We start from the raw sequence: 20,899 nt of genomic DNA, 5'->3' as shown, positions 1-20,899 counted from the left end.
TATGCTGAACCCTTTTTCTTTGATATCATCCATAGGAAACAACCGGCTGTTCTTTACGGAAAAGAGTAGTTTTTGAATGGAATTTATTTTAGAATAACTATAAATTATGAATTTAAAATTATGAAAATCAATACTATGTAAGGTGAACATATGAAGTTCTGTTTAAAATAATAACTTTATCGGAACCATTTTTGCATGATGAATTTCATAATCACCAAAATATAACATTATGAATACTAACAGACTTTCCGCCAATGTGGAAAAAGCACTTAGTGATCAGATGAATAAAGAAATTCATGCATCACACGTTTTTCTGTCCTATGGAATTTGGGCCGATGATAAAGGCTATCAGGGAATTGCCAACTTTCTTTACCGTCATGCCCAGGAAGAAAGAAACCATTCGATCAAATTCATGGAATACATTTTAAACAGAGGCGGAAAACCTAAAGTAGAAGCCATTCCGGCCCCTCCGGCTGATCCCGAAAACCTTACCGCCTGTTTTGATGGGGTCTTCAAACATGAGGTAGACAATACCACAGCCATTTATAAAATCGTAGACCTTGCCATGGAAGAGAAAGACTGGGCAACATGGAATTTCATGCAGTGGTTTGTACAGGAACAGATTGAAGAAGAAACACTGGCCCAGAACCTCATTGATAAATTAAAAATTGCAGGCGGTGACCGTGCTACAGATGAATCTTTATTCACCCTGGATATGGCCATGCAACAGGCTCCGAATGACGTCCCATTGGCTCAGGAAGCTACCGGGGACAACCCATAAAACCGGACGGGTAAGATCAAACCGTTTGAAAATCTGTCAGATTACTGGCAGATTTTTTTATTATGAAAATCGCCTAAAAATCACTATCTTTGCACGCTGAAAGTTCAAGGTTTTACCATCAGGATAAGAAGCTGTAAAAAACTTCAACCTCTTAAACCCTGAACTTCAACTCTAAACCTTAAACTTTGAATTTTACAATATGAAATGTGGAATCGTAGGCCTGCCGAATGTAGGTAAATCAACACTTTTTAACTGTCTGAGTAATGCAAAAGCTCAGTCGGCAAACTATCCTTTCTGTACTATTGAACCCAACCTTGGAACAGTTTCAGTACCGGATCAGAGATTGTTTGAACTGGAGAAAATCGTAAAGCCTGAGAGAGTTTTACCGGCAGTCGTTGAAATCGTTGATATTGCAGGTCTTGTAAAAGGAGCCAGCAAAGGAGAAGGATTGGGGAACCAGTTCCTGGCCAATATCCGTGAGTGTGAGGCCATCATCCACGTATTAAGATGTTTTGATAACGGAAATATCGTTCACGTAGAAGGTTCGGTAGACCCGTTAAGAGATAAAGAAATCATTGATATTGAGCTTCAGCTGAAAGACCTTGAAACTGTAGGAAAAGCAGTTGAGAAAGCTAAAAAGTTCATCAAATCCGGTAAGAAAGAAGATATCCTTACCTATGAGACCCTTCAGAATTTACAGAAATTCCTTGAAGACGGGAAAAATGCCAGAGAATTTGCCGTAGATGATTTTACAAAATCAATCATCAGCGAAGTTCAGCTATTAACGAATAAGCCGGTACTTTACGTTTGTAATGTAGATGAAAATTCTATCAAAAACGGTAACGACTGGATTGGAAAGATCGAAGAAATGGCTAAGAACGAAGGTGCTGAGATCGTTGTTCTTGCCGCTCAGATTGAAGCTGACATCAACGAACTTGAAACCTTTGAAGAAAGAGAGATCTTCCTTGAAGAACTGGGGCTTACAGAACCTGGAGTAAACCGTCTGATCAGAAAAGCCTATGACCTTCTGAAACTTCAGACCTACTTTACTGCCGGTGTGAAGGAAGTAAGAGCATGGACGATCGGGCAGGGGTGGACTGCTCCACAGGCGGCCGGTGTGATTCACACAGACTTCGAAAAGGGATTCATCCGTGCAGAAGTAATCAAGTATAACGATTATGTGACTTACGGTTCGGAAGTAAAGGTAAAAGAAGCCGGAAAACTTTCTGTAGAAGGTAAAGAATATGTAGTTCAGGATGGTGACATCATGCACTTCAGATTCAATGTATAGAAAAATATTAAAGTTAGTTTATAAAAAAGCGCTTCCATGAATTTGGGAGCGTTTTTTGCATTGATGTGCTAAACTTTAATCATGAGAATTTTATATTTCGTACTTCCGGTCTTATTCTTTTCCTGCTCGCTTTCTACAGAACAGAAATGTTTTATGAACAAAGGTGATCAGATATTTAAGGGGTATGAAGAGCAAAAGCCTTATTCCGTAAAACAGATATTGAACGAAAAACCCGATTATCTGGAAATAGTAAACCTGAAGCAGTACCGTACGTTTAAAAAAGACAGTATGCAGGCTGGTATTCACAGTTATTCTTCAGAATCTGAAAGCATATGGGCAAGGCAGGACCGGGAGTTTAAAGTACTGAAAGATGCATTTTCAGATCAGTTTATGTTCTGCTCCCAACAGCAGGTTGGCAATATTCTCTACGGATTGGGTAAGAACAGGTTAGGATTCTGGCTGCTCAAGATTGAAAATAATAAACCCGCTGCTTATTTTCTGGGCTTAAGCTTTAGCCATTATTATATGAACAGTATCCAGCAAGGCCCCATTATAAAGGATGGATTTCTTCAGTTTGAAGGAAGTCTCGTAAAAATTATAAAGGTGGCAGGGCTTCCCGGTTATGATGATTATTCGGCAATGGAAGACGGGAAACTGTTTAAAATCAATCTGAAGGATTTGATGAAAGATTCTGATAACGATGGGTATAACGATATTTTTGAGAAAAGTTTTGGCTTGAATCCCGATGATAAAGATACGGATGGCGATGGAATGAACGACTTTGAAGATTTGAACCCTATGTTTGCTTCTGAAAAGAATAAGTTTTCTCAGCTTTATGAACTGCTGCTGCCAAACTATGGCACGTCCAACCTGAAGAAATTGAACTATACCTTTGAGGTTTATGAGACGGATTGTGATTATTTTCACCAGATCAACCCAGAGCTCCGGGTTTTATTTATGCCTGAAAGCAAAAGCAAACAAACATACTATACCAGGGTCACCGATGTTACGGACGGAACCATTTCCAAAATCCGGAAAGACGATAAAGATCCGGATACAGTCTATATCTATGAATCAGGAAGCAGCTTTACCAATGATTATAAAGCAAAGTATGTAAAAGGGAAATGGATCTTGGAAAATACTGGCGGAACTGTTGTTTAGGCTTTGGCGTATACAATAACTGCTCTCTGAAATCAGAGAGCAGTTATTGTATTCCTACATGGATATCTCAAACCTGCATTTTGGCTCTATACATTCTATAGAGTACATCACACAATTATTAACAATATCTGCACATTTTATTGATCCTCCCTGATCAGTTCTGCAATCCGGTTCATAGCATGTAGGACCATGTTGAACGCATACACCGCCACTCTTGCAAAGTTTTACACCTCCTGCGATTGTTCTCAGTTGTTTTTTATTTAGTTTTTTTCCGTTCTCTGAAATTTGTTTTTTCATGTTTACTGAATTTTTAATGGTTTTAGTTTTAGGATAAATAATAACAGATAAAAAGCACCTCCTGAAGATAAGGAGGCGCTTCATCAGTTGAATTATTCAATTTCAATGCTCGGTTGGCATTGTGGTTCTGCACAGCTGAAGGAAATTTTGCTGCATACCTGTTCAGCCAGCCAGCACATTTCTTTTCCTCCGGTGATTACTCTCAGCTCTTTTTTGTTAAGCTTTTTTCCGTTGTTTACGTTTTGATTTTTCATTTTAATATAGTTTTATTGCATGTGTTAAGGTTCTATAGGCCAGTTGGGTCTGCATTCCAACTGCGCGCATGAAGGCGAGGTGATTTTACAACGGCTACTGGCCTGGCATGGCGGGTCCGGGCAAAAAGTGGGAGTGGGTTCAATGCAGTTGAGGAGTCCTCCGGTAATGAATTTTAATTCTTTTTTGTTCAGCTTTTTGCCGATTTTAGCAAGTGAATTTTTCATATTTTTGATTTTTAATGAGTTAGCTATTACGAATGTAATAAAAATAAATGAACATATATCACTTTATATAGATAAAGTAATGAATTATATTAATGAAATGCCGGCAAATTAATAGCGCAGAATAGTATAATAGATATTCTTTGTGAAAATATTGAACTACTGAATTTTCATAACTTTGTATATTTGAATTTTACAAATTATCTGTCATGGAGAAAATAGCTTATACTTCACTGGAAGATTTTTACAGAGAGATGGCGGCCAAATTGGGTAAGGATCTCGAAAGTATTTTCCCGAAAGGCCTTCATAAAGACATTGGACATTTTAATGTATTTGACATTGCCCAGACTATAGAAAAAGTAAAAACCACTGCTGAAATGCCTTATAACAGGCGGAAATATTATAAAATCAGCTTTATAAGAGGGAAAAACAGGGCTGAATATGCCGATAAAGTGATTTCTATAAAGCAGAATGCTTTATTGTTTGCAACTCCTAAAGTTCCGTATCACTGGATACCGGAAGATTCCGAACAGTCGGGAAGCTTCTGTGTGTTTACAGAAGACTTCTTTATTAAGGACAAATCCTATTACCATCTGGAAGATCTGCCGATATTCCAGCCGGGAGGGGTTCCTGTTTTTGAAATAGATGACGATCTTGCAGAAGAGATTGAAATCCTTTTCAAGAAAATAAAAAAAGAAATAGATTCAGATTATGTCTTTAAATATGACCTGATCAGGAATTATGTGCTGGAGCTGATTCATTATGGGCAAAAACTACAGCCGGCAACCAGAATATCAGCATCCAACGATGCATCCATGAGGGTTGTTTCCTTATTCATCGAACTGTTGGAAAGACAGTTTCCCATAGAATCCTGGGAACAGAAGCTGCAGCTCAGAACAGCCAAAGACTATGCAGAGCGGCTGGCAGTTCATGTGAATTACTTAAATAAAAGATTAAAAGAAAGTACCGGAAAAACAACTACAGAGCTTATCTCAGACCGCATCATCCAGGAAGCAAAAATACTTTTAAAACAGACGAAATGGAATGTATCCGAAATCTCTCATGCCTTAGGATTTGAAGAAATAGCCCACTTCTCCAACTTCTTTAAAAGAAAAACCTCCTTCACCCCTTTGGAATTCCGTTCATAATTTGAATTTTGCAAATTTTAGATTGATTCAGGCAAACAGGCCTTCACAGAAATATCCCAACTTTGTACCATCACAATAATCAAAATAAAAATGAACACAAAAACGAATATTGCCCTGGTAACAGGAGGAAGCCGCGGATTGGGTAAAAATGCTGCCCTTAAAATTGCTCAGAAAGGATTGGACGTTATCATTACCTACAGAAGTAACAGAGAAGAAGCGGACGCTGTAGTAAGTGAAATTAAAGCAATGGGACAGAATGCGGTGGCTTTTCAGCTGGATACGAAAAACAGTAAAAGCTTTGATGCCTTTGTAAAAGAAGTGACAGACCATGTGAAGGAAAATACCGGCAGTCCCAATATTGATTTTCTTATCAACAATGCCGGAACCGCTTTATATTCACCCATTACCGATGTCACCGAAGAACAGCTTGATGACATAGTAGACATCCATTTCAAAGGAGTATTTTTCCTCACCCAGAAACTGCTGCCTTACATCAATGACGGAGGTGGAATTGTAAATGTTTCTTCGGGGTTGGCAAGGTTTGCAACTCCTGGTTCATCAGTATACGGCTCTGTAAAAGCAGGGGTGGAAATGCTTACAAAATATATGGCCAAAGAATTGGGACCAAGAAAGATCAAAGCCAATGTCATTGCTCCCGGTGCGGTAGAAACGGATTTCGGAGGCGGAAGAGTGAGAGATAATGAAGAAATCAATGCAATGGTGGCCGGGGCTACAGCTTTGGGAAGAGTAGGGCTGCCGGATGATATTGGCGGGGTAGTGGCCTTCCTGTGTACAGACGATGCAGGCTGGATCAATGGTCAGAGAATTGAAGTTTCAGGAGGAATGTTTCTGTAAAGGCTGTTACCGTACATCATTCATAAAAGATAAAGAACCAACCTGTAGAAAGGTTGGTTCTTTTTATGATCATCATTCAATAATAATGGTTCCGATAGGCTCCAGAGGCTCAATGGGCTCCAGTGGCTGGCACTTCTTTTCACGGCATTCATAGCCGTAGATCCTGCACTTTCCCGAAGAATCGGTACATGTTCTGATAACCGATCCGCCACTGATGGCTTTCAGCTCCTTCTTATTCAGTTTTTTTCCTTTATTCATACGATTGATTTTGATTTATACAAGAATAGGGGGTACCTGGCATTCAGGTTCGCCACAGTATTTTCCAAACTCGGCACATTCTGTATATCCTGGTGGAATACATATTTTACGGCCTCCCTAGATGGTATTCAATTGTTTTTTGTTCAGTTTTTTCCCTTGGGGCAACATGTGATTTTTCATAATAATTATGGTTTTGGTTTTAAGTTTTTTGCTTTATGGAAAAGGGGTTTTGCATTGAGGTTCCTCACAAAATCTGCCCCGGTCCATACATTCTCCGTACCCTGCATCATAGCATATTTTAAAACCGGATCCTTTCACTAAGCTTAAGGCTGATCTGCCCAGCAGTTTCCCTTTCAAGAAAGATTTGTTTTTCATGGTTTTGATTTTTAATTAGTTAGTAAGACGAATATAAGAAAAATATAACAATAAATCACCGGTTTAAGAAAAAATAGCCAATAGTGATTCTGTATGAAGCATGCGATTTAACCACATAGCGACATAGTTTGATCAGCAACTAAGTTGCTGATCAATGGTTTTTTCGATAAAGCATTGAAGTTTATACTTTGGAGAGATTCTCAATTGCCCTTTCCAGGGTTTCCTGTTTTTTAGCAAAACATAGTCTGATCACATGTTCATTCAGTTTGTTTTTATAAAATGAAGAGAAAGGAACACTGGCTACTTTATGCTGAATGGTAAACTCTCTGGCGAAATCAAAATCATCTTTATCAGAGATCTTGGTGTATTTCACAGCCTGAAAATAAGTGCCTTCACAGTCCAGCAGCTCAAATGAAGTTCCGGAAAGCCCGTTTCTCAGAAAATCCCTTTTCTCCTGGAAGAATTGGTTCAGGTGGGTATAATGTTCTTCATTTTTCATATATTCTGCCAAAGCAAGCTGAATAGGAGTGTTGACGCAGAAAACATTGAACTGATGTACCTTCCTGAATTCATCTGTTAAATTCTTCGGAGCTGCACAATAACCGACCTTCCAGCCCGTCACGTGAAACAGTTTTCCGAAAGAGGCTACCAGAAGGCTTCTTTCTTTAAGCTCAGGATATTGGCAGATGCTGATATGTTTTTTCCCGTCAAAAACAATATTTTCATACACTTCATCACTTAGAATAAGGATGGAAGTTCCTTTAACCAGCTGAATGAGTTCCTGAATATCTTCTTCTTTAAGGATTCTTCCTGACGGGTTATTCGGATTATTAAGGATGATCATTTTGGTGTTTTCGGTGATAAGGTTTTTAACCGCCTTCCAATCGATTGTATAATCCGGGGCTTTCATCTCAAAACGTTTAACAATTCCTCCGAAAAGCTCTACAGTAGGCTCATAACAATCATAAGCAGGCTCAAAAATGATCACTTCATCCTCTTTTTTCACGAAAGCGGCAATTGCTGTAAATAAAGCCTGGGTACCTCCTGCAGTTACAGTGATTTCGGTATCGGGATGATAAACCGCCTGATGGCTGTTCTCAATTTTCCTTGCGATTTCTTCTTTTAAACCGATTATTCCTCCCAGTGGAGCATATTGATTGAACCCTTTTTTAATGAAATGATCCACATGGTTCAGCAGCTCTTCATCAGGCATGAAATCTGGGAATCCCTGAGAAAGATTAATCGCTTCATTCTCATTGGCGAGTTGGGTCATCTGGCTGAAAATAGTAGTTCCTACATTAGAAAGTTTAGATAAAGGAAGTTGTATCATAGGGAAATTTTTTGTGGTCCCAATTTAATGAATATTTAAAATAAAGTAAGGGTATTGATTAATAATTAACTTGTATTAAGGAGGATAGTTCATGATAAGTGAATACAATTGACTTAAAATTACCATATAACATAAAATTTAATCGTATTCTTTTAAATAAAAAAATACCTTTAAAAGATGTTTTTAGTATATACTTAATTCAATAGGATTATAATTTTTCTCAGCCTTAGCAGCATTCCGCCTTAGCATTTCAATATCATCTTTGTTTTCAATATACTGTTCATGCAATCTCATTTTACCAGCCAGTCTGTTTTTTAAAACTTCTGCAAATTTTTCTTTTGTCAGACTTTTAACGTTCGTAGCAATATTGGCTGATCTGCAGGTATATTTTCTTTTTCTAAAGGAATATAAAGTATAATGATAATCATCTTTAAGATCGTATACTTCAGTGATTAAGCCAGGGAGTCCGTTAAATTTATAGGGACCATATTGAAAAGGAATGTCGGAGGCAAACCAGGCTATCCATGTCCTGCCGTATTTGGTGGTTTCTGCTTTTTGACATTTGTACCCGGCCACTGTTTTGAATTCATTTTTAATTTTCCAGTTAATATTATTGGGCTCCTCATATCCGAAATAGGTGTAATTGATTTCATCCGTTACATATAACTTGGCAGATGTTGTTCCGATATATCCCCGGAAATCTGTATTGTATTTCATAGCTTCTTCAATTGTATTGAGTTTTTTTTCCACCATTAAAGAATCAGAAATATACCTGTGTAAATCCTTAAAAAAGGATGCGTTTTCATTAATAAGAAGGGCAAATGTTGTTTCTTTCCTGTAATTGCTCCCGTTAGAAAGCTTATAATCCAGTTTATAACCGGCCTCATAAACCACATCAAATTTTTTCTGAGAAAAAATGGTTGTAATCATTAACAGATAGAATAGTAATATAACCTTTTTCATTTTTTAATCCTTTTATTAAATAAAGAAACCGCCAGGCTGATGGCGGTAATCAATGGACTTTTTGTTTATTAATGGTAATAAATTTTAACAATAACCGGTCCTGAACCCGGACATGTTTCACCATTTACATCACCAAGGTAGTTTGCCAACTGGTCTAAAGACATGTTATTAGCAATTGTCTGGCTGACTTGAACAACCGTACCACATGAAGTTCTAAAAGGAAATGCACTTACGATACCGGCGATTAAGAAAGTGCCTAGTAAAATTGTTTTTTTCATATTTGTTTTTTTATAAATAGTTATTAAACCAAAAATATAAAATAATTCATCATGAGTGAGAATTATTTATTTATGTTAAATAGTTGAAATACTTTATTTTACATTAATAAATAAAATTGAGTTTAAAAAGAATATGATCTTTTATAATGTACATTAAATATAATTTTCACCATAGTTATTTAAGAGAATAAATTATATTTTATTTGAATTGTTTATCATGAAAATTGGAATCAGAATTTAATTAAACATTTGTTTGGTTTTTTCTTTTGGATCTGCTTTCAAATCCCTACATTTGTTAGGCAAACAAGCCAATTAATACCAATGATAACGAAAATTAAGAAGACTGAGTTTCCTGAAAAGTCTGTTCTGTTCACAGGAAAAAAGGATTTTGATTACATAGATAGTTTTGAAGGTGAGCTTACGGACAGCCGGAATATTGATATTACGGAAGTCGGAAAAGCATTCTTTACCAGCGGACCCCGGTGGGGAAAGAAAATGTTTGCCCTCAGAAATAAAACAGTTAAACTGTTCGGGCTGAAAACAGGTGATGACATCGGAAGTCAAAAGGATCCACAAAACTTTAAGTGCGAGGTGGGGGATCAGTTCGGGCTTTTCAAAGTGTTTAGCAAAACGGATAACGAAATCGTTATCGGGGAAGATGATAAGCACCTTGATTTCAGGGTTTCCCTTTTATTTGACAGGCAAAAGGCAGGGAAGAATGAAAATTCACTGACCATTTCCACAACGGTAAAATTTCATAACTGGCTGGGCATCCTGTACTTCCTTCCGGTACGCCCCTTTCATAAGCTGATTGTGCCTTCTATGCTGAAGAGGATAATAGGCCGGTTAGAAAGCAGTCCGGCATAAAGTCCGGGCTTTCCCTCTGACAGCAGCTGCTAAACCCAAAGGTTTTGGAAACAATTATATATATCACAACTGAATATTGATATTATTCTATAGTTCCTATTTTATGCAGGAAATCATTTTTTCTGCGGAAAGATACATCCAGAACAGAGCCGTCACTCATTACCACCTGGCCGCCTCTGCCTTTGATATACTCCTGGAGATGATCCACATTGATAAGGTGTTTATGATGGATTCTGAAAAAATTAAGGCAGGGAAGAATCCGTTCAAAATCGTGCAGGGTTTTGGATACCATTATTTTTGTTTTATTGACAAGATAAAACGTAGTATAGCTTGAATCTGCCTCGCAATGAATAATATCGGCAATATTGATTACCTTGAACCCCTGAAGGGTAGAAAGTATGATTTTGCTATCCTGCAGCGGGTTATGGACGGGCTGTACCTTCTTTATATTTTCCAGGGCTTTATTGACCGCAAAAATAAAATCGATTTTTTTGATCGGCTTTAAAAGATAATCGGTTGCCCCGTTCCTGATCGCCTGGATGGCATAGTTTTCATAAGCGGTAATAAAAATAATCTGGGAAGGAATCTCTTTAAACTTCAGCAGGAGATCGAAAGCAGTCCCTTCCTTAAGCTGTATATCTAAAAAAATGATATCCGGAGTATTTTTTAAAAGACTTTTGTAGGAATCCTCAATACCGGATGCCTGAAAGACAATTTCAAATTCAGGGAATTCCTTTTGGATCAGTAATGCAATATAATCTCTGCCATGCTTTTCATCATCAATGATGCAGGCCTGTATTTTTGTTTTCATAAGGGCTTATGTATATTTTAATCCGGGTTCCGGGATAGGTTTGTTTTTCGTTGATATTATTGATTGTCAATACTATGTTTGTTTCAAAAAGCTGTTGGAAGGTTTTGATCCTTTTATGGGATAATTTTAATCCGAAAGAGTCGGTATCCGCAACAGAGCGGTTTTTAGCCCTGATTCCCGGGCCGTTATCTTCAATCGTTATACAAAGCGTGGAATCCCTGTGATCAAAAGATACTTTGACGAATCCTTTTACAACATTCAGGTCCGGCATACCGTGTTTAATGGCGTTCTCCACGAAGGGCTGGATTAATAAGGAGGGAATAACCCACTTTTTGTCAACACTTTCAGAAATATGGATTTCATAATCAAAAAGGTCGTCCTGGCGTAGTTTTTCCATATTCATATACAGGGAAAGGTATTCTGCTTCCTCCTCTACAGGAATAAAGGTTTTTTCTGAATAATGCAGGGTCTTCCGGATCAATTGGGAAAAGCTGTCCAGATAATTTTCCGTTTCCTGATAGTCTTCTTTGAACAGCAGGTATTTGATAGAATTCAGACAATTGTAAATGAAATGCGGATTGATCTGTGCTTTGATAGCTTGCAGCTCCAGTTCTGCGATCTTCTTTTCATGATAGATTTTTTCCAGTTTTTTATTCCGCTTTTTCTGCAGCTGGTAACTGATGACAGTAATAATAGCCATGACAGTACAGATTCCCAAAGTAAGCCTGAACCACCATGTCTGCCAGAACCTGGGCCTGATTTCGAAGGCCAGTGCTGAAGAGGTATAAGATGGTTTTCCGTTGTATCCTAACCCATAGACCCTGAATACATACTTTCCGGGAGGGATAGAATTGAATATGATTTTCGGAGAACTGCTTACCTGCCAGGTATCATCAAGACCTTCCACTTTATATTGATAGCTTATCTTCCCCTGTGAAGCATAATCAGGAAAACTGAGGTTGAAAATGACATGGTGGTTGGAATGCCCGGAAAGAGGCCTGTTTGGCTGATAGTATTCATTATTTTCAATCGTTACGGAATTGATGATCACTTTTTCCGGAATGGATTTTTCCTGCGCCAGCAATTTTTTTATGGCAAAGATTCCCAGTCCTTTAGAGGTACCTATGAAAATAGTATCATTTCTGATGACACAGCCTGAAACAGCATTGGAAGGCAGCCCGTCTGTCTGTGTAAGATGGGTGATGAGGGGTTTATTGGCAGTAAGTTCAATTCTGGATATTCCGGAATTGGTGCTTGCCCAGAGGGTATTACTGTTTTCTACTTCTATTTTTTTTATCTGTTCGTTGATCAGTCCGTCTTTTTTATCAATCTTCTTTACAATACCCTTATCATTGAAAATAATGATACCATTGAGGTTGGTAGCCCCCACGTAAAGGTTGTTCCGTAATTTTTTAAGATCTGTAAAATAATATCCTTTGAGGAATAAGGTCTTTTTTCCGGTTTTGATGTTGAACTTATAGAGGTCACTGAAAGAACCTACCAACAGATCATCCTTTGTATAGGGCAGAACATTGTATACTCTTTCGTTCAGAAGGGAACTGGTTTTCCGGGTACGTAAATCATATACCAGCAAGCTGTGGGCTGTGCAGAAGAATACAGAATCACTGGTGTACGGAACGATGTTCTTTAAGCTGTAGTCCAGGGTTGTATTTTTGTTTTGGGCTATATCATGAATGATAATTTTGCTGGCCAGTCCGAAAATTGAAACATTACCATGAATATACACCGATTTGTTTTCATCTTTATCGTTCTTATCCAGGATGATAGGTTGTATTTTACTGTTTTTCCCGATAATGGCTCCTGACGATCTGTTATGGCCCAGAATAATGTTTTCGCTGTCCTTTGCAATTGCTTTGATGTATTCCGTATTGCTTTTTATCGATAAATTGATATGGTTACTGAAAAGTGCTTTGCTGATAAAAAAGATACCGCTGTTCCGGGAATTAAACCAGACATTATCAGCCTTATCCACCAGGACATTATTAATGACATGGTCACTTAGTATTTTTACAGGAGGCTCCGGATCTTTTTTCTGTTCAGAAAGAGCCTGGTTAAAGTACAGCACCCCTCCGTTCTGTATATTAAGCCATAGCTTGTTATTTTTGTCTATAACCCCATAGAAGATATACTCTTTTGTATCATAGGAATATAGTTTTTTCATCTGATATAGACCGGAACGATAATAAACCGTAATTTTCAACTTATCCTGAAATACAAAAAAATCGCCCTTTTCACAGATCATGTTGCCCTTATCTATTCTGATCTCTTTCTCCTGCCCGCTGATAAGGTTGTAGATGATGACCTTACCTGTTGCAGATTCATTTAAATATAAATTCTGAGTGCTGAAGTCGTATTGCAACGTTGAAAGCTTCCTGTTTTTGTACTCTAAAAGAACCGGGGTTTTCTTTACTTTTCCGTTTTCGTAGATAAAAATATTGCGGGGATTCTGTGTACCATACAGATAGAGCCTGTTCCCGTTGCGGGTGATTTTGGGAATAGAGCCGGAGAATTGGTTTTTCAGATGATCATTAAGATCTAAATTGATCACCCGCCCGTTTTTAAGATAAGCAAAATCATTTAAGAACGGGAGAATAAAAATTTCATTATTGGGTAACGGTTCACAGGATATAATATCAATATTTTTCAATCCCTCTGCTTTACCATACTGCTTAAAATCTTTGCCGTCAAACCTGAACAGTCCATTGTCGCTGCCTATCCAGATAAAACCGTTCTGATCCTGTCTCAAATGGTAGGTATAAGAACTGTTGAGACCATCCGCTTCACTATAATGTACCATTCCGGGGATCTGGGCTGTGCATAATGAAACTGAAAGTGACAGGGAATAAAATAAACAGAAGAATATTATTTTTTTCACGTTCAATGGAATAATCGCTTAAATTATAGAATTTGTTTGATAATACTGCAATATTGAGTGCGAAATGTTAAAAAAAACAAAGTGAAAAAATTCGCATAATTTTAGACAATTTCGTATTTTTGTATGTTTGCTGAAATCATATATGTCACAAGAAATAAATCCAACCTATTCAGAAGATAATATCAGAACCCTCGATTGGCAGGAACATATCCGTCTGCGTCCCGGCATGTACATCGGGAAGCTTGGTGACGGGTCATCTGCTGATGACGGTATTTATATTCTGCTTAAAGAAATCCTGGATAACTCCATTGATGAGTTCAGGATGAGAGCAGGTAAAAGAATCGAAATAAAACTTGACGATGGTAAAGTTACCATCCGTGATTTTGGACGTGGCATACCGCTGGGGAAAGTGGTAGATGCCGTATCCAAAATGAATACCGGAGGTAAGTACGACAGTAAAGCGTTCAAAAAATCTGTAGGATTGAATGGGGTCGGTACCAAAGCAGTGAATGCACTTTCTGATTATTTCAGGGTGCGCTCTTTCCGTGACGGGAAGATGAAAGCTGCGGAATTCTCCCGTGGCCTTATCAAAGAAAACTTTGAAGAGAAAGATACTTCTGACAGAAACGGTACGGAAATCTCCTTCATTCCGGATGGGGAAATTTTCCTGCATTTCAAATACAGAAAAGAGTATATCGAGAGAATGCTCCGCAATTACGCCTACCTGAATCCGGGACTGAAAATTCTTTTCAACGGAGAAACCTATTTTTCTGAAAACGGTCTGAAGGATCTTTTGGAAGAAGAACTGGAGAGCGATATTCTGTACCCGATCATTCACCTGAAAGATGATGATATTGAAGTAGCCATTACCCATTCTGACAAATCCCAGACGGAAACTTATTTTTCATTCGTAAACGGACAGAATACCACACAGGGAGGAACTCACCTGAATGCATTCCGTGAAGCATATGTGAAAACAGTTCGTGAATTTTTTAATAAAAGTTTCGATGCTTCCGATATCAGAAAATCGATCATCGCCGCTATTTCCATCAATGTTGAGGAACCTGTTTTTGAATCTCAGACCAAAACAAAACTGGGATCTAACGATATGGGACCTAACGGACCTACGGTAAGAACCTTTATCATCGATTTCCTGAAAAGCAAACTCGACAATTTCCTGCATAAGAATCCGGAAATTGCAGAAGCCATCCAGAGAAAGATTTTAATTTCCGAAAGAGAAAGAAAAGAACTTTCAGGAATCCAGAAACTGGCAAGGGAAAGAGCCAAGAAGGTCTCTCTTCACAACAAAAAGCTTCGTGACTGCAGACAGCATTACAATGATCAGAAAGCAGAAAGAAAGGGTGATACCCAAATCTTCATTACTGAGGGAGATTCAGCATCCGGATCCATTACAAAATCCAGGGATGTGGAAACACAGGCTGTATTTTCACTGAAAGGTAAACCGCTGAACTGCTACGGACTTACCAAGAAGGTAGTGTATGAGAATGAAGAATTCAACCTGCTTCAGGCAGCCCTGAATATTGAGGAAAGTCTGGAAGACCTGAGATACAACCAGGTGATCATTGCTACCGATGCCGATGTAGATGGGATGCACATCCGCCTGCTGATGATTACATTCTTCCTGCAGTTCTTCCCGGATCTGATCAAAAACGGACACCTTTACATCCTGCAGACTCCATTATTCAGAGTCCGAAACAAAAAGGAAACAAGATACTGCTATTCAGAAACGGAAAGAGTAAAGGCACTGAATGAGCTTGGGAAAAACCCTGAAATTACCCGATTCAAAGGACTTGGGGAGATTTCTCCGGATGAATTCAAGCATTTTATCGGTAAAGATATCCGTCTGGAGCCTGTAGTGGTTGGAAAAGATCAGACCATAGATCAGCTCCTGGAATTCTATATGGGGAAAAATACTCCGGACAGGCAGACCTTTATTCTTGAAAACCTTGTGGTGGAAGATGATAGCGATATCGATAAAAAACAAATACTGGATGAAGTAGCAACCGGATAGAAACAGAGTCGTGAAAACGACACAGATTATCAATAAAAACACATTTTGGATGAAGTAAGAAAATTTTAAAAGACTTACAACCCAAAAATCAAAAATGAGATTAAGTAACCGTAATAAAGCATCAGTCTATAACTCTTTGAGCACTTTGCTTTTGATGATGGTGGTATTTGGAATATTGGTATTTATGGCCAATAAATACAGATTCAATGCGCTAGGAAATGAAAGTTATTTATTGATTATTGTTCCCGTTTTTCTGCTGGTGATTTTTCATCTTAGCGGACGGCAGATATTCGAATATGACAGTGACGGAGAAGCTCTTAACTTTAAAAACAGGAATGTTATTCCCTTTTTAAGCAAGCCCCTTCACGATGAATTTCCGAAATATAAGCTGATAAAATATGATGTAATCAGTATGTTCTTTATCAAAAGACTGTACATTACCGTTTCAAGTAAGAATAGTGGCTCTACCATGCTGAAATATCAGATTTCTTATTTGACCAGAAAAGAAGTAAACGATTTAAAAATCTCTCTGAACAAAGTAGTAAAAGCTAATAAAGAGAAAAACGATTAAAGAAACAGATGACGACAGAAGAATATTCGCATGAGGGAGAAAGCCTGAAGAAAGTTTCCGGTCTCTATAAAGACTGGTTTCTGGATTATGCTTCCTATGTAATTTTGGATAGGGCTATCCCTTCGGTGTATGACGGATTAAAGCCCGTTCAGCGAAGAATTATGCACTCTATGCGGGAACTGGAAGACGGCCGTTATAATAAGGTGGCCAATATCGTAGGAAATACGATGAAATATCACCCGCACGGGGATGCTTCCATTACAGATGCCATGGTGCAGATCGGGCAGAAAGAACTCCTCATAGATACCCAGGGAAACTGGGGAAATATCTACACGGGAGACTCTGCTGCTGCGGCAAGATATATTGAAGCCAGGCTCACACCGTTTGCCCTGGAAGTGGTCTTCAACCCAAAAACCACGGAATGGACAAAATCCTATGACGGGAGAAATAATGAGCCGATCGACTTACCCGTAAAATTTCCTTTGCTCCTTGCACAGGGAGTGGAAGGGATTGGAGTAGGACTTTCTACCAAGATAATGCCTCACAATTTCAATGAACTGATCAATGCCTCCGTAGCTTATTTAAAGGGTAAGAAGTTTGAGCTGTTCCCGGATTTTCTGACGGCCGGTTATCTGGATGTTTCAGAATATAATGACGGGCACAGAGGCGGAAAGATAAGGGCAAGGGCCAAAATTACCCAGACTGACAAGCATACGCTGGTGATTTCAGAGCTTCCGTATTCAAAAACGACCACGGATCTTATTGATTCGATCTTAAAGGCTAATGAAAAAGGAAAGATCAAGATCAAAAAGATTGAAGATAATACCTCAGATAAGGTTGAGATCCTGATCCACATTCATAATGATGTTTCCCCGGATAAGACCATTGATGCATTGTATGCATTCACAGACTGCCAGGTGACGATTTCCCCGAACGCCTGTGTGATCGTGGGAGATAAGCCGATGTTTATGAATGTTTCCGAGATTCTGAAAATGAATACGGATCACACTGTTTCATTGCTGAAAAAAGAACTTGAGATCGAGCTTCATGAGCTTCAGGAAAGCTGGCATTTTTCCTCACTGGAAAGAATCTTCATTGAAAACAGGATCTACCATGACATTGAAGAGGTAAAAACCTGGGAAGAGGTACTGAAAACAATTGATGCAGGATTGAAACCTCATACGGGCCACCTTTTAAGAGCGGTAACGGAGGAAGATATCCTGAGGCTTACAGAGATCAGAATCAAAAGAATTTCAAGATTCGATTTAGATAAATTTAAAGAAAATATTGCTGCTCTGGAAGGCAAAATAGAACAGGTGAAACATCACCTTGCCAACCTGATTGCCTATGCGATCGATTATTATCTGAATATCCAGAAGAAATACGGAAAAGACAGACAGAGAAGAACAGAGCTGAGAATATTTGATACCATTGATGCTACAAAAGTAGCTGTAGCCAATGAAAAATTCTATGCCAATTTTGAAGAAGGTTTCATCGGAACTTCACTGAAGAAAGACCAGTATCTGTTTGACTGTTCTGATATTGACGATATCATTACGTTCAGAAAAGACGGAAGCATGAAGGTGGTAAAAGTGGAGGCCAAAACATTTATCGGAAAAGATATTCTGCACGTTGCCGTATGGAAGAAAAATGATAAAAGAACCGTGTACAATATGATCTACCGTGAGGGTAGAGAAGGACCTTATTATATGAAGCGTTTCTCTGTAACAGGAGTAACAAGAAATACAGACTATCCGCTGGCTTCAGACAAAAAAGGTTCTGAAACATTATATTTTTCGGCAAACCCTAACGGAGAAGCGGAAACCGTAACAGTGCTTTTAAAACCGAATCCGAGAATCCGGAAAAACAAAATGGAAGTGAATTTCTCTGACCTTGCCATCAAGGGAAGAGATTCCAAAGGTAACCTGGTGACCAAATATGCTGTGAAAAAAGTAGATCTGAAAGAAGAAGGTGTTTCTACACTGGCCCCGAGAAAGATCTGGTTTGATGATACGGTGAGAAGACTGAATGCCGATGCAAGAGGTACCCTGCTGGGAAGCTTCAAAGGAGATGACAGGATACTGACCATTAATACCAATGGTGAAGTAAAACTGGTGTCTTTTGATCTTGGAAACCGATTTGATGACGAATACCTGGTACTGGAAAAATGGAAACCTTCACAACCCATTACCTGTATCTACTATGACGGGGAGAAAGATATTTACTTTATCAAGAGATTCCTGCTGGAAAATACCACGAATGTACAGACCTTCATGCCGTCTGAACATCCGAAATCATTCATTGAAAATGTAATTGTTGCCAATGATGCTACAGCAGAAATCATCTTTGCAAAAGATAAAGGCAAAGAACGTGAGCCTGAAACCATCAATATCGATGAATTTATTGCAGTAAAAGGGATCAAGGCAATCGGAAACCAGTTTACGAAATTCAAAGTGAAAGCGATAAACATTACCGTTCCTGAACCTGTGGAAGAAGAACCTGAGGTATATGAAGATCCTGAACCCACCGGTGACGGGGACGAAGACGGAGGAATCATCGGAGATCTGTTCCAGGGAGACGAGTCTGAAAATTAAGAATAAAAAATTATGAGTATACCCGTTTTAGTCATTATTGCCGCAACCTGTATCTTCAGTTACAGGGGCTTCAATGATATGGCTTTATTTGAAAAATATAAATTCAATGTAGGGGCTATTGAAAACAGGAAAGAGTATATAAGGCTGATCAGTTCAGGATTCCTGCATGCCGATTTTATGCACTTGTTCTTCAATATGCTTTCCTTATATTTCTTTCAGGCTGCCGTAACGGTCTTTTTTGGTAATATAGGTTTTCTGATCATTTATTTTGGTTCTATGATCCTTGGAAATCTTTTCAGCCTGATGATCTATAAAAAGCAGCCGTGGTATTCGGCCATCGGAGCGTCAGGAGCTGTGTCGGGAATCATATTTGCTTCCATAGCCATGGCACCCAATGAGATCAGTGTCAACTTTCTGCCGGGATGGCTTTTCGGAACTTTGTATTTCGGATATTCCGTTTATATGATGCTGAATCCGAAGCAATGGGACAATCTGGGGCATGCAGCACACCTGGGAGGAGCCTTTTTCGGGCTTGTTTATTCTATTGCACTGCATCCGCAACAGGCGATGAGCAATATCCTGTTTTTAGGAGCCATGTCACTTCCGCTGATTTATCTGGCGTATCAGATTTTTGTCAGGAAAAAAATAAGATAAAAAGTTAATTTTAATTGTACAATATCAACACCAATGAACACATCAGAATTCAACAGTTTCATCGTGATACTTATCTATGGTTCATTGGTTTTGCTGTCTTTACTGAAGCTGGCAAATCCCTTAAAGGTAAACAGGAAAGCCAATTTCTGGTTCGGGATATTCCTTTTTCTGTGGTCCACTTTCTGGATGGATGAGATTCTGCTTTTAGTTACAGGATCCCCCATAGAGTTCCATTCCTTACTTCCGGTCCGGTTTATACAGTTTCTTACGCCGGTCTTCTTTTACTTCAGTGTATTGTTTTACACCAATCCTTCTTTCAGATTCAAAATAACAGACCTTAAATTTCTGCTGTTTCCTGCTGCCTTTCTGATCTGTCTTATATGTATTGCTTTAAACATCGGGACTGTTTTCGGATCATTGAGCGTTATCCTTATCCTGATCCAGGCATTGTTTTATACAGGACTGTCTTATGTTACCATCAGAAAGCACCAGCGGAAGATCCAGCAGTTTTCTTCCAATACAGAAGGGATTGACCTGAACTGGCTGGAATATATTATCCTCATCCTTCTCACCGTGAATATCATCTATGTGATCTATAATCTGTTTTATGATCCGAGATCTTTGAACTTTTTTATCAATACGGTTTTTTTGCTGGTTATCTATTGTGTAGGATATTATTCACTGAAGCAGAAAGAAATCTATCCTCTGGAAGAAAAGCAAAGGGAAGAGCTGATCTCTATCAATGAAGATTCCGATCCTGAAGAAGTGAAAAAAAAGCTTATTTCAGATGAAGAACTGGCCAAAATTAAAGCAGCACTCGAAAACCTTATGGAAACCCGGAAGCCTTATCTTGACAGCGAACTGAACCTGATCAGACTGGCCGAAATGTTATCCGTTTCCACCCATCATCTCTCATACGTCATCAATACCGGTTTTGAAAAGAACTTTTTTCAATACGTTAATGAGTTCAGAGTTGAACAGGCCAAGAAACTCCTGAAAGAAACCAACAGTAAATTATCCATTTTAGGAATTGCCTATGAATCCGGATTCAATTCCAAGACCTCATTCAATACAACCTTTAAAAAACTGACCGGGCAGACCCCTTCCGAGTTCAGGAAATAAGTCCGGGTTTATAAAGTTTTACTTTTTTACGTTTTTAAACGATTGATTTTCAGTAATATATTTTTTATTTGTTTTTAAGTTGAAAATCGGTTCGTTCAGATAATCCGGAACATTAAAACCTCTTTTCCTCAATAGCTTT

Annotated in this window: 21 protein-coding genes; 11 read left to right on the top strand and 10 right to left on the bottom strand. The window is 38.5% G+C overall.

Going from position 1 to position 20,899, the window contains the following annotated elements; all coding sequences use genetic code 11:
• The first annotated feature begins 229 nt into the window (after nucleotides 1–229).
• The 3 genes from BBI00_RS07580 to BBI00_RS07570 all read left to right on the top strand — a co-directional run bounded on the left by BBI00_RS07580 (nucleotide 230) and on the right by BBI00_RS07570 (nucleotide 3,233).
• Complete coding sequence (locus tag BBI00_RS07580) at nucleotides 230–781, top strand: ferritin (protein ID WP_065398195.1); 552 nt, start codon at nucleotides 230–232, stop codon at nucleotides 779–781.
• Nucleotides 782–980: 199 nt separating this feature from the next.
• The gene (gene ychF / locus BBI00_RS07575; RefSeq protein ID WP_065398194.1) at nucleotides 981–2,072 is read left to right on the top strand and encodes a redox-regulated ATPase YchF; all 1,092 of its coding nucleotides are present in this window, start codon (nucleotides 981–983) and stop codon (nucleotides 2,070–2,072) included.
• Nucleotides 2,073–2,153: 81 nt separating this feature from the next.
• Nucleotides 2,154–3,233: a hypothetical protein gene (locus tag BBI00_RS07570; RefSeq protein ID WP_065398193.1), complete on the top strand. Its 1,080-nt coding sequence runs from the start codon at nucleotides 2,154–2,156 to the stop codon at nucleotides 3,231–3,233.
• Nucleotides 3,234–3,287: 54 nt separating this feature from the next.
• Here the strand turns inward: BBI00_RS07570 and BBI00_RS23525 are convergent, their stop codons facing one another.
• The 3 genes from BBI00_RS23525 to BBI00_RS23050 all read right to left on the bottom strand — a co-directional run bounded on the left by BBI00_RS23525 (nucleotide 3,288) and on the right by BBI00_RS23050 (nucleotide 4,009).
• On the bottom strand, nucleotides 3,288–3,530 hold the full coding sequence (locus BBI00_RS23525; protein WP_123842464.1) for a hypothetical protein: 243 nt from the start codon (nucleotides 3,528–3,530) through the stop codon (nucleotides 3,288–3,290).
• Between the two features lie 92 nt (nucleotides 3,531–3,622).
• Nucleotides 3,623–3,784 (bottom strand): hypothetical protein, encoded by a 162-nt coding sequence (locus BBI00_RS23265; RefSeq protein WP_165602499.1) that lies wholly within the window; start codon nucleotides 3,782–3,784, stop codon nucleotides 3,623–3,625.
• A 24-nt stretch (nucleotides 3,785–3,808) separates the two neighbouring features.
• A complete protein-coding gene (locus tag BBI00_RS23050; RefSeq protein ID WP_123842463.1) occupies nucleotides 3,809–4,009 on the bottom strand; it encodes a hypothetical protein in 201 nt (66 codons plus the stop codon).
• Nucleotides 4,010–4,215: 206 nt separating this feature from the next.
• On the opposite strand from BBI00_RS23050, the gene BBI00_RS07555 reads away from it, so the two are divergent.
• Both BBI00_RS07555 and BBI00_RS07550 read left to right on the top strand, forming a co-directional pair.
• Nucleotides 4,216–5,154 (top strand): helix-turn-helix domain-containing protein, encoded by a 939-nt coding sequence (locus tag BBI00_RS07555; RefSeq protein ID WP_065398190.1) that lies wholly within the window; start codon nucleotides 4,216–4,218, stop codon nucleotides 5,152–5,154.
• A 90-nt stretch (nucleotides 5,155–5,244) separates the two neighbouring features.
• On the top strand, nucleotides 5,245–6,009 hold the full coding sequence (locus tag BBI00_RS07550; protein ID WP_065398189.1) for an SDR family NAD(P)-dependent oxidoreductase: 765 nt from the start codon (nucleotides 5,245–5,247) through the stop codon (nucleotides 6,007–6,009).
• Nucleotides 6,010–6,081: 72 nt separating this feature from the next.
• On the opposite strand, the gene BBI00_RS07545 is transcribed toward BBI00_RS07550, so the two are convergent.
• The 5 genes from BBI00_RS07545 to BBI00_RS07530 form a co-directional block, all read right to left on the bottom strand.
• Nucleotides 6,082–6,267: a bacteriocin gene (locus tag BBI00_RS07545; protein WP_065398188.1), complete on the bottom strand. Its 186-nt coding sequence runs from the start codon at nucleotides 6,265–6,267 to the stop codon at nucleotides 6,082–6,084.
• Between the two features lie 213 nt (nucleotides 6,268–6,480).
• Nucleotides 6,481–6,642, bottom strand: coding sequence for a hypothetical protein (locus tag BBI00_RS23260; RefSeq protein ID WP_165602498.1), 162 nt, complete (start codon nucleotides 6,640–6,642; stop codon nucleotides 6,481–6,483).
• Between the two features lie 181 nt (nucleotides 6,643–6,823).
• Nucleotides 6,824–7,972: a methionine aminotransferase gene (locus tag BBI00_RS07540; RefSeq protein WP_065398187.1), complete on the bottom strand. Its 1,149-nt coding sequence runs from the start codon at nucleotides 7,970–7,972 to the stop codon at nucleotides 6,824–6,826.
• Nucleotides 7,973–8,155: 183 nt separating this feature from the next.
• Nucleotides 8,156–8,935 carry a GLPGLI family protein gene (locus BBI00_RS07535; RefSeq protein WP_083988446.1) on the bottom strand — a complete coding sequence of 260 codons (780 nt, stop codon included), beginning with the start codon at nucleotides 8,933–8,935 and terminating at the stop codon, nucleotides 8,156–8,158.
• A 68-nt stretch (nucleotides 8,936–9,003) separates the two neighbouring features.
• Nucleotides 9,004–9,213, bottom strand: a complete 210-nt coding sequence (locus BBI00_RS07530; RefSeq protein ID WP_065398185.1) for a hypothetical protein — start codon at nucleotides 9,211–9,213, stop codon at nucleotides 9,004–9,006.
• A 321-nt stretch (nucleotides 9,214–9,534) separates the two neighbouring features.
• Here BBI00_RS07530 and BBI00_RS07525 point away from each other — a divergent pair, with 321 nt between their 5' ends.
• A complete protein-coding gene (locus BBI00_RS07525; protein ID WP_065398184.1) occupies nucleotides 9,535–10,080 on the top strand; it encodes a DUF2867 domain-containing protein in 546 nt (181 codons plus the stop codon).
• Between the two features lie 82 nt (nucleotides 10,081–10,162).
• On the opposite strand, the gene BBI00_RS07520 is transcribed toward BBI00_RS07525, so the two are convergent.
• Together BBI00_RS07520 and BBI00_RS07515 are read right to left on the bottom strand one after the other, a co-directional pair.
• Nucleotides 10,163–10,891 carry a LytR/AlgR family response regulator transcription factor gene (locus BBI00_RS07520; protein WP_065398183.1) on the bottom strand — a complete coding sequence of 243 codons (729 nt, stop codon included), beginning with the start codon at nucleotides 10,889–10,891 and terminating at the stop codon, nucleotides 10,163–10,165.
• The gene (locus tag BBI00_RS07515; protein ID WP_065398182.1) at nucleotides 10,860–13,709 is read right to left on the bottom strand and encodes a sensor histidine kinase; all 2,850 of its coding nucleotides are present in this window, start codon (nucleotides 13,707–13,709) and stop codon (nucleotides 10,860–10,862) included. The genes BBI00_RS07520 and BBI00_RS07515 overlap by 32 nt, the downstream gene beginning before the upstream one ends.
• A 220-nt stretch (nucleotides 13,710–13,929) precedes the next feature.
• Here BBI00_RS07515 and BBI00_RS07510 point away from each other — a divergent pair, with 220 nt between their 5' ends.
• The 5 genes from BBI00_RS07510 (at nucleotide 13,930) to BBI00_RS07490 (ending at nucleotide 20,760) form a co-directional block, all read left to right on the top strand.
• On the top strand, nucleotides 13,930–15,819 hold the full coding sequence (locus BBI00_RS07510) for a DNA topoisomerase IV subunit B (protein ID WP_065398181.1): 1,890 nt from the start codon (nucleotides 13,930–13,932) through the stop codon (nucleotides 15,817–15,819).
• Between the two features lie 94 nt (nucleotides 15,820–15,913).
• Nucleotides 15,914–16,390 (top strand): hypothetical protein, encoded by a 477-nt coding sequence (locus BBI00_RS07505; protein ID WP_065398180.1) that lies wholly within the window; start codon nucleotides 15,914–15,916, stop codon nucleotides 16,388–16,390.
• Nucleotides 16,391–16,398: 8 nt separating this feature from the next.
• The gene (locus BBI00_RS07500) at nucleotides 16,399–18,984 is read left to right on the top strand and encodes a DNA gyrase/topoisomerase IV subunit A (RefSeq protein ID WP_065398179.1); all 2,586 of its coding nucleotides are present in this window, start codon (nucleotides 16,399–16,401) and stop codon (nucleotides 18,982–18,984) included.
• Nucleotides 18,985–18,996: 12 nt separating this feature from the next.
• Nucleotides 18,997–19,638 carry a rhomboid family intramembrane serine protease gene (locus tag BBI00_RS07495; RefSeq protein WP_065398178.1) on the top strand — a complete coding sequence of 214 codons (642 nt, stop codon included), beginning with the start codon at nucleotides 18,997–18,999 and terminating at the stop codon, nucleotides 19,636–19,638.
• A 33-nt stretch (nucleotides 19,639–19,671) separates the two neighbouring features.
• Nucleotides 19,672–20,760 carry a helix-turn-helix domain-containing protein gene (locus BBI00_RS07490; RefSeq protein WP_065398177.1) on the top strand — a complete coding sequence of 363 codons (1,089 nt, stop codon included), beginning with the start codon at nucleotides 19,672–19,674 and terminating at the stop codon, nucleotides 20,758–20,760.
• Nucleotides 20,761–20,899 lie beyond the last annotated feature (139 nt).

Origin of the sequence: Chryseobacterium arthrosphaerae, from assembly GCF_001684965.1 — a bacterium.
GTDB classification, from domain to species: Bacteria; Bacteroidota; Bacteroidia; order Flavobacteriales; family Weeksellaceae; genus Chryseobacterium; species Chryseobacterium arthrosphaerae.
This window is presented reverse-complemented; position numbering and strand designations above follow the sequence as displayed.

Excerpts from the sequence above, each read along its gene's own strand:
- BBI00_RS23260 (WP_165602498.1), bottom strand. The coding sequence starts at position 6,642 with ATGAAAAACAAATCTTTCTTGAAAGGGAAACTGCTGGGCAGATCAGCC.
- BBI00_RS07545 (WP_065398188.1), bottom strand. The coding sequence starts at position 6,267 with ATGAATAAAGGAAAAAAACTGAATAAGAAGGAGCTGAAAGCCATCAGT.
- BBI00_RS07530 (WP_065398185.1), bottom strand. The coding sequence starts at position 9,213 with ATGAAAAAAACAATTTTACTAGGCACTTTCTTAATCGCCGGTATCGTA.
- BBI00_RS07500 (WP_065398179.1), top strand. The coding sequence starts at position 16,399 with ATGACGACAGAAGAATATTCGCATGAGGGAGAAAGCCTGAAGAAAGTT.
- BBI00_RS07550 (WP_065398189.1), top strand. The coding sequence starts at position 5,245 with ATGAACACAAAAACGAATATTGCCCTGGTAACAGGAGGAAGCCGCGGA.
- BBI00_RS07505 (WP_065398180.1), top strand. The coding sequence starts at position 15,914 with ATGAGATTAAGTAACCGTAATAAAGCATCAGTCTATAACTCTTTGAGC.
- BBI00_RS07515 (WP_065398182.1), bottom strand. The coding sequence starts at position 13,709 with ATGGTACATTATAGTGAAGCGGATGGTCTCAACAGTTCTTATACCTAC.
- BBI00_RS07570 (WP_065398193.1), top strand. The coding sequence starts at position 2,154 with ATGAGAATTTTATATTTCGTACTTCCGGTCTTATTCTTTTCCTGCTCG.
- BBI00_RS07510 (WP_065398181.1), top strand. The coding sequence starts at position 13,930 with ATGTCACAAGAAATAAATCCAACCTATTCAGAAGATAATATCAGAACC.
- BBI00_RS07540 (WP_065398187.1), bottom strand. The coding sequence starts at position 7,972 with ATGATACAACTTCCTTTATCTAAACTTTCTAATGTAGGAACTACTATT.
- BBI00_RS07535 (WP_083988446.1), bottom strand. The coding sequence starts at position 8,935 with ATGAAAAAGGTTATATTACTATTCTATCTGTTAATGATTACAACCATT.
- ychF (WP_065398194.1), top strand. The coding sequence starts at position 981 with ATGAAATGTGGAATCGTAGGCCTGCCGAATGTAGGTAAATCAACACTT.
- BBI00_RS23265 (WP_165602499.1), bottom strand. The coding sequence starts at position 3,784 with ATGAAAAATCAAAACGTAAACAACGGAAAAAAGCTTAACAAAAAAGAG.
- BBI00_RS07495 (WP_065398178.1), top strand. The coding sequence starts at position 18,997 with ATGAGTATACCCGTTTTAGTCATTATTGCCGCAACCTGTATCTTCAGT.
- BBI00_RS07520 (WP_065398183.1), bottom strand. The coding sequence starts at position 10,891 with ATGAAAACAAAAATACAGGCCTGCATCATTGATGATGAAAAGCATGGC.
- BBI00_RS07525 (WP_065398184.1), top strand. The coding sequence starts at position 9,535 with ATGATAACGAAAATTAAGAAGACTGAGTTTCCTGAAAAGTCTGTTCTG.
- BBI00_RS07555 (WP_065398190.1), top strand. The coding sequence starts at position 4,216 with ATGGAGAAAATAGCTTATACTTCACTGGAAGATTTTTACAGAGAGATG.
- BBI00_RS23525 (WP_123842464.1), bottom strand. The coding sequence starts at position 3,530 with ATGAAAAAACAAATTTCAGAGAACGGAAAAAAACTAAATAAAAAACAA.
- BBI00_RS07580 (WP_065398195.1), top strand. The coding sequence starts at position 230 with ATGAATACTAACAGACTTTCCGCCAATGTGGAAAAAGCACTTAGTGAT.
- BBI00_RS23050 (WP_123842463.1), bottom strand. The coding sequence starts at position 4,009 with ATGAAAAATTCACTTGCTAAAATCGGCAAAAAGCTGAACAAAAAAGAA.
- BBI00_RS07490 (WP_065398177.1), top strand. The coding sequence starts at position 19,672 with ATGAACACATCAGAATTCAACAGTTTCATCGTGATACTTATCTATGGT.